General features: G+C 38.5%; 7 protein-coding genes. All 7 read left to right on the top strand.

Going from position 1 to position 7,380, the window contains the following annotated elements; translation table 11 throughout:
• The first annotated feature begins 12 nt into the window (after positions 1–12).
• On the top strand, positions 13–786 hold the full coding sequence (gene rfbF / locus JU82_RS07240; RefSeq protein ID WP_037948708.1) for a glucose-1-phosphate cytidylyltransferase: 774 nt from the start codon (positions 13–15) through the stop codon (positions 784–786).
• Positions 786–1,886 carry a CDP-glucose 4,6-dehydratase gene (gene rfbG / locus JU82_RS07245; protein ID WP_037948710.1) on the top strand — a complete coding sequence of 367 codons (1,101 nt, stop codon included), beginning with the start codon at positions 786–788 and terminating at the stop codon, positions 1,884–1,886. The genes rfbF and rfbG overlap by 1 nt, the downstream gene beginning before the upstream one ends.
• Complete coding sequence (locus tag JU82_RS07250) at positions 1,879–2,763, top strand: acetaldehyde dehydrogenase (acetylating) (protein WP_037948712.1); 885 nt, start codon at positions 1,879–1,881, stop codon at positions 2,761–2,763. Before rfbG ends, JU82_RS07250 begins: the two co-directional genes overlap by 8 nt.
• A complete protein-coding gene (gene dmpG, locus JU82_RS07255) occupies positions 2,760–3,770 on the top strand; it encodes a 4-hydroxy-2-oxovalerate aldolase (protein ID WP_037948718.1) in 1,011 nt (336 codons plus the stop codon). The genes JU82_RS07250 and dmpG overlap by 4 nt, the downstream gene beginning before the upstream one ends.
• A 1-nt stretch (position 3,771) precedes the next feature.
• Positions 3,772–4,812: an NAD(P)-dependent oxidoreductase gene (locus tag JU82_RS07260; RefSeq protein WP_037948719.1), complete on the top strand. Its 1,041-nt coding sequence runs from the start codon at positions 3,772–3,774 to the stop codon at positions 4,810–4,812.
• 8 nt (positions 4,813–4,820) lie between these two features.
• Positions 4,821–6,629, top strand: a complete 1,809-nt coding sequence (locus JU82_RS07265; protein WP_294892485.1) for a thiamine pyrophosphate-binding protein — start codon at positions 4,821–4,823, stop codon at positions 6,627–6,629.
• Positions 6,630–7,380 (top strand): NAD(P)-dependent oxidoreductase (locus tag JU82_RS07270; RefSeq protein ID WP_037948721.1); only part of this gene is annotated, 751 nt, incomplete at its 3' end.

A 7,380-nucleotide genomic window follows, 5' to 3' on the forward strand; every position in this document is an offset into this window, starting at 1 on the left:
GAGAGGAAGAAAATGAAGGTATTGTTATTGGCGGGTGGCTTTGGTACAAGGTTATCGGAAGAGACGGATATCAGACCAAAACCTATGGTTGAAATAGGTGGCAAACCTATCCTTTGGCATATCATGAAAATTTATTCAAAATACGGTTTTAACGATTTCGTTGTTTTATTGGGATATAAGGGCTATTATATAAAAGAGTATTTTGCCAACTATTTTCTTCATCAAAGCGATGTTACGATTGATATGCAAACAGGTAAAATGGAGGTTCTCAACAACTCCAGCGAGCCGTGGAAAGTTACTCTTTTGGATACGGGACTGAATAGTATGACCGGTGGCCGTATTAAAAGAGCTCAGGATTTTGTAGGGGATGAGCCTTTTATGCTTACTTATGGGGATGGTGTAAGCGATATCAATATTGAAGAACTGGTTAAATTCCATAAATCTCATGGTAAAGCTATCACTATGACTTCTCATCAGCCGGATGGAAGATTCGGAGCGTTGAATATTGATGAGGAAAATAGAGTTCATGAATTCAAAGAAAAACCAAAAGGTGACGGCCATTGGATCAATGCGGGTTTCTTTGTATGCGAGCCAAAAGTATTTGATTATATCACAGAAGGGGACGGTACCGTATTTGAGCAAGCACCGCTCCAAAACTTGGCTAAAGAGGGTGAACTTTTTACCTATAAACACATCGGTTTTTGGTCGCCTATGGATAGTCTCAAAGATAAAAATGATCTCAATAAACTTTGGGATAACGGGAATGCTCCGTGGAAAAAGTGGTAATGCAGAATCTTTTTGGCGGCGTATACAAAGACAAAACGGTCCTGATCACAGGACATACGGGGTTTAAAGGGTCATGGTTGGCGTTGTGGCTGCACCAAATGGGAGCCAATGTCATCGGCTATTCTCTTCCGGCACCGACAGAACCCAATCACATTAGACTTCTCAACCTTGATATCACTTCAGTGATCGGCGATATTCGCGATCTTGATAAATTGGATCAGACGTTTGCAGCCTATCGGCCTGATATTGTATTTCATCTGGCGGCTCAGCCGTTGGTGCGACTTTCATACGAAAATCCGATTGAAACCTATGAAACCAATGTTATAGGGACGCTAAAAGTATTTGAAGCATGCCGCAAGCACAAGGTAAGAGCGATTGTTAACATTACCAGCGACAAAGCATATGAGAATAAAGAATGGGTATGGGGATACCGTGAGAACGATCCGATGGGAGGGTATGATCCCTACAGTTCTTCCAAAGGGTGCGCCGATCTGCTTGCCAATTCATACAGAAACTCGTATTTTAATCCTGCCGAGTACAAAAAATCGCATAGCACTCTATTGGCATCTTGCCGTGCCGGTAATGTGATCGGCGGCGGAGACTGGGCCAAAGACCGTCTTATGACCGATATTATGCTCTCGGTTTCGAAAGGTGCAAAAGTAAGTATACGCAATCCTCGCGCCACTCGCCCATGGCAGCATGTTCTAGAACCTCTCAGCGGGTATCTCGCCATCGGACAAAAACTTCTGGAAGAAAAAGCCGGATTCGGCGATGCATGGAACTTCGGGCCAAGTGACGAGGGGAGTATCACGGTCGAAGAGGTCGTGAACCACGTTAAAAAGCATTGGGACAAAATCGATTATGAAATCAATCGTGATCCCCATCAGCTGCATGAAGCAAATCTTTTGAAACTGGATTGTTCAAAAGCACATATCCTTCTCAAATGGAAGGACGTGTGGGATAGCGAGACAACGTTCGAGAAAACAGTATTGTGGTATAAAAATTTCTATGAGCATGGAAAATTATTGTCTCATATGGATTTGCAAAATTATATTAATGATGCTAAAGCAAAAAAACTTTTTTGGTCTTCATATGAATAAAAAATTACGTGTAGGTATAATCGGAACAGGGAATATAGGGACGGATTTATTGATTAAAATTCAACGGTCACAATTTCTTGAATGCTCTATTTTCACCGGTCGAAATTTGGCATCGTCAGGAATGAGTAGAGCTGCATCAATGGGTATTCGCATAAGTGACGAAGGTATAGATGCAATTATTAATGAACCCGGTTTATGTGACATTGTATTTGATGCGACATCTGCCCGAAGCCATTTAAGTCATGCACCTATTTTAGATAAACTTGGAAAATTTGTGATTGATATGACGCCTGCTAAAATAGGAACCTTATGTGTGCCGGCAGTTAATCTTGAAGAAGCAGTAGAGTCAAGAAATGTTAATATGATAACTTGTGGAGGGCAAGCATCAATACCTATAGCATATGCAATTACTCAAGTCCATCCCGAAATTGAATATATTGAAACTGTATCAACCATTTCATCTCGTAGTGCGGGACCGGCAACGCGTATTAATATAGATGAGTATATAGGTACGACTGAAAAAGGGTTAAGGATTTTTAGCGGTGTTAAAGAAGCAAAAGTAATGCTCAATTTAAATCCAGCAAATCCGGCGATTGATATGCAAACAACAGTAATGGCCGAAATAGCAAATCCTAATTTGAAACAAATAACTATAGAAGTTGAAAAAATAGTACAAAAAATTCAAAGATATGTACCTGGTTACAATATAGTAGTTTTACCTACATATGATAATAACCGATTGCTAATAACGGTACGGGTACAGGGGCTTGGTGATTATTTACCTAAATTTGCAGGAAATCTTGATATTATCAACTGTGCTGCTATTGAAGTTGCAGAGCGCTTTGCTCAAAAAAACCTAATGAGGAATGAGCCGTGAGTTCACAGGTACTATTATATGATGTAACATTGCGCGATGGTTCTCATGCTATTCGGCATCAATTGACTAAAGAGCAAATTATAGAATATGCTCAGATGGCTGATAATGCGGGTGTCGGTGTAGTTGAAGTAGGACATGGTATAGGTCTGGGTGCGTCATCCTTGCAGATTGGAAAAAGTCTTTTAAGTGACGAAGAAATGCTTCGTATCGCGCGTGAACATTTGAATAAGTCCTTGCTTGGTATTCATGTTGTACCAGGATATGCTACGGTTTCCAAAGATATCTCTAAAGCAATCGATTGCGGCGTAGATGTGGTCCGTGTAGCTGCACAATGCACTGAGGCAGACACCACTGAACAACATATTTCTTATGTTCGAGAAAAAGGAAGACGTGTTTATGGCGGTTTAATGATGGCTCATATGCTTTCTCCTGAACTACTTGTCCAAGAAGCGTTAAAAATGGAATCATACGGTGCAGAAGGAATCACTATTTTAGATTCTGCAGGCGCTTTTTTACCAGATGATGTAGCGGAACGTGTAAAACTTTTGACGGCTTCATTGAAAATTCCTGTGGGCTTTCATGCGCATAATAATTTGGGTCTGGCAATTGCAAACTCGCTAGCGGCAGTCAAAGCTGGAGCACATATTATAGATGGCTCTATATGTGGGTTTGGTGGAGGTGCCGGAAATGCCAGTATAGAGCTTTTGGCTGCAGTTTTTGAAAAGCAAGGTTTTGAAACAGGTGCACACTTGTATAAGTTGCTAGATATGGCTGATCGAGCAGAAGAACTTTTTAAAGTGCTGCCTAAAATCACAAGTTCAAGTATTGTTAGTGGAATGAGTGGTGTGGTATCTGTATTTTCAAAACCTGTAGCTAGAGCAGCAGAAATATATAATGTCGACCCCCGAGATATTTATTTTGAATTAGGAAGACGTGGTGCCATAGCTGGTCAGGAAGATTTAATAATCGAAGTTGCTCAACAGCTTGCTGGTAAGCAAAGTGAATAATATGAAAACTTTTATTGTAGAAAATTTAGCTAGATCATTAGAAAAGATTGTACCTGAGTTGGAAAAATTAAAGGGCGCTACAATTCTCATTACTGGCGGAACAGGTTTTGTTGGAAGTTGGACAGCAAGGGCGATTGCATGGTTGAATGACAATTTTAATTTTGGCTGTCAAATGATACTTTTATCACGTGATCCGAAGACCCTTGAACAAAGTGATTCGGAACTGTATCATCGGAATGATATAACGTATATACGTTCAGATATTAGAAGTGTCCATAATCTGCCAAGCAATATCAATTATATTATCCATGCGGCCGCCAATCCTGATAATAGAGTACATATGTCTGATCCGGTCAATACTATGGATGTAATTGCACTTGGAACAAAGGCTATTTTGGATGCTGCGACAAGATTGCCTGACCTTAGAGGTATTGTTTATTTAAGTTCAGGACAAGTTTATGGAAAAGCACCGGAAAATGGAGAAACTTTACGAGAAACAATTCTATGCAATTTTTCGAAAAATGATATTACATCAATCTATCCTGAGGCAAAAAGGTATGCAGAAGCAGTTTGTTTAGCCTACAGAAGCTTGTTTAAACTTCCTATTTGCATTGTAAGACCTTTTTCATTTATAGGCCCCTTTCAGAAGCTTAATAAACCATGGGCAGTTAATACATTTTTACAAGAAGCTTTGAATAATCAGCCAATGCGCATTGTTGGCAATGGAAAACCGCAACGAAGTTATCTGTATGCATCGGATATGGCTGGATGGTTATTAATGGTTTTGGCACAGGGAAAAAGTGGGGATATTTATAATTTAGGTTCTTCCGAAGGAGTCTCCCTAAAAGAAATAACTGAAAAGATTAATAAATTATTGCCGCAACCAGTAGAGGTAATTATTCAAAATTATAATAATGATACATCAAGATTTATCCCAAGTTTAGAACATATAAGTGAAAAATTGAATGTAAAAGCGATTTTTGGTTTTGATGAAGCATTGCAACTGACCATTCAGTGGAATGTTGATAATTTAAATAAATAGGATTAATAATGGGACTAATAAGAGTAGCTGACTACATTGCCGATTTTTTGTATGGTACATTAGGAATTAAGGATATTTTCCTAGTAACAGGAGGAGGTGCAATGTTCTTAAATGATGGCATCGCCAAGCATGAAAAGCTTAATGGTGTATTTAATCATCATGAACAAGCTTCAGCCATGGCAGCAGTTGCATATTCAAAATATAAAAACTCATATGCCGCAGTTATGACAACAAGCGGCTGTGGTGCCACAAATGCAGTTACAGGGTTACTTGATGCATGGCAGGATAATACCCCTGTAATCTTTTTATCAGGACAGGTAAAAAGAAAAGAAACAATGCATAATTCAAATATTGCTTTACGTCAGTTGGGGGTACAAGAAGCTGATATTATCCCTATCGTTAGTTCTATTTCCAAGTATTCAGTCATGATCAATAATCCTGAAGAGATTGCATATCATTTGGAAAAAGCAGCTTATTTAGCCAAAAATGGAAGACCTGGCCCCGTATGGATAGACATACCTCAAGATGTACAAGGTGCGATGATTGACAGTTCAAAATTGCATCATTTTGATCCATCCGAAATTGAACATAATTTTAAAACTTGCCTCGAAACGTCCGAATTGAACTCAATACTTAAGCTCATTGATAAGGCTGAACGTCCAATAATCATTGCAGGCAATGGAATAAGGCTTGCTGATGCAACACGGGAATTGAAAAAATTTGCTGATATTTTTCAAATACCGGTAGCTACATCTTATTTAGGAATAGACTTAATCGAAAGTCATGATCCATTGTATGTAGGAAGATTGGGGATCAAAGGAGACCGAGCAGGAAATTTTGCAGTACAAAATGCAGATTTGATTATCGCATTGGGTACACGTTTGGCAGTTGCTTTAACGGGATTTGAATACAAAATGTTTGCTCGGGAAGCAAAACTCATAGTTATTGATATTGATCCAGTGGAACATCAAAAAAACACTGTTGAAATTGATTATTTCATAAATAACGATGTCAAAAACTTTTTTAATGAAATGAATATACAGAAAGCCACGCCACCAGATAGAAAGAAGTGGATAGAAAAGTGCCAGTATTGGCGTGATACTTGGCCTGTTGCATTAAAAGAGTATGAACAACAACCAAAAATAAATATGTATGCATTTATTAATCATTTAAATAAATTTTTAATGCCTGACGTAGCTGTAGTAGCGGACGCTGGTTCTGCATATTACGTTACGGCGCAAGCATTAAAAATGAAAGACAGGCAGCGTTACATAACATCAGGTGCTCAAGCCGATATGGGGTTTACGCTTCCTGCCTCAATTGGTGTAGCAATCGCCAGTGAAAAACAAAATGTTGTTGCAATAACTGGTGAAGGCTCATTTCAAATGAACATACAAGAATTGCAAACAATTGTTCAAAACCAGTTGCCGATAAAATTATTTATCTGGAATAACAATGGGTATTTATCTATTCGTACAACGCAAAAAAAGTTTTTTGAAGGGCGTTTGATGGGAACGGAGGAATCAACTGGAATTTCTTTTCCTGATGTGGAAAAAATTGCTTTTGCCTATAATATTCCTTTCTTTCGCGCTACAGAAGTAAAAGAATTAGATAAAACGTTAGGTAATGTTTTTTCTCTTGAAGGACCAGTTTTATGTGAAATAGTGTGTCCGGAGGACCAAGAAGTAATTCCAACCGTTTCTTCCGCAAAGCGCCCTGATGGGACTATGGTTTCAAAACCAATAGAAGATATGTATCCCTTCTTGGATCGTGATGAATTTACAGAGCAAATGATTGTTAAGCCTTTGGAGGAATAAGTGAAAATCCTCATTATCGGCGCCAACGGGTTTATCGGCAGGCATTTACACGAACATTTGGTCAAACATAGTACTTATGCCCTTTTGACTCCGAGCAGTAAAGAGCTGAATATCGTGCAGGAAGAAAGTGTTGATTTCTATATGCATGCACATAAACCTGATATTATCATTAATTGTGCTAATCGCGGCGGGAGTCGGGACAGCGGAAATGAAAATATTGTTCACGATAATCTGAGAATGTTTTTTAACATCGTCAAGCATTCGGATAAAGTCTCTAAAATTATCCATTTCGGTAGCGGTGCCGAGTACAGCAAGCACAAGCCAATCGTAGATGCGAAGGAAGATCATGCAGACATAACGATTCCTCTGGATGAATACGGGTTTTATAAATCGATCTGTTCAAAGTTTATAGAGAAAAGCAATAACAATCTTAATTTTAGAATATTCGGCTGTTATGGCGAATATGAAAATTACGAATTCAAATTTATTTCGAACGCCATTGTTAAAAATCTTTTACATTTGCCCATAACAATCAATAAAAATGTCTTTTTTGATTATATCTATGTTGGCGATCTGGTAAAAGTTGTCACGCATTTCCTTGAGAATGATACTGTACACAAGGTATACAATCTGACGACAGGTAGAAAAATCGATTTAATATCGTTGGCAAAATTGGTCAATGAAACAAGCGATTTTACTTCAGAAATTAAAGTGATCAATGAGGGATTGAATAATGAATATACATCAGATA

Source organism: Sulfuricurvum sp. MLSB (assembly GCF_000747095.1).
In the GTDB taxonomy this organism is placed as follows: domain Bacteria; phylum Campylobacterota; class Campylobacteria; order Campylobacterales; family Sulfurimonadaceae; genus Sulfuricurvum.

Coding starts and splice junctions, on each gene's coding strand:
- rfbF (WP_037948708.1), top strand. CDS start 13: ATGAAGGTATTGTTATTGGCGGGTGGCTTTGGTACAAGGTTATCGGAA.
- rfbG (WP_037948710.1), top strand. CDS start 786: ATGCAGAATCTTTTTGGCGGCGTATACAAAGACAAAACGGTCCTGATC.
- JU82_RS07250 (WP_037948712.1), top strand. CDS start 1,879: ATGAATAAAAAATTACGTGTAGGTATAATCGGAACAGGGAATATAGGG.
- JU82_RS07260 (WP_037948719.1), top strand. CDS start 3,772: ATGAAAACTTTTATTGTAGAAAATTTAGCTAGATCATTAGAAAAGATT.
- JU82_RS07265 (WP_294892485.1), top strand. CDS start 4,821: ATGGGACTAATAAGAGTAGCTGACTACATTGCCGATTTTTTGTATGGT.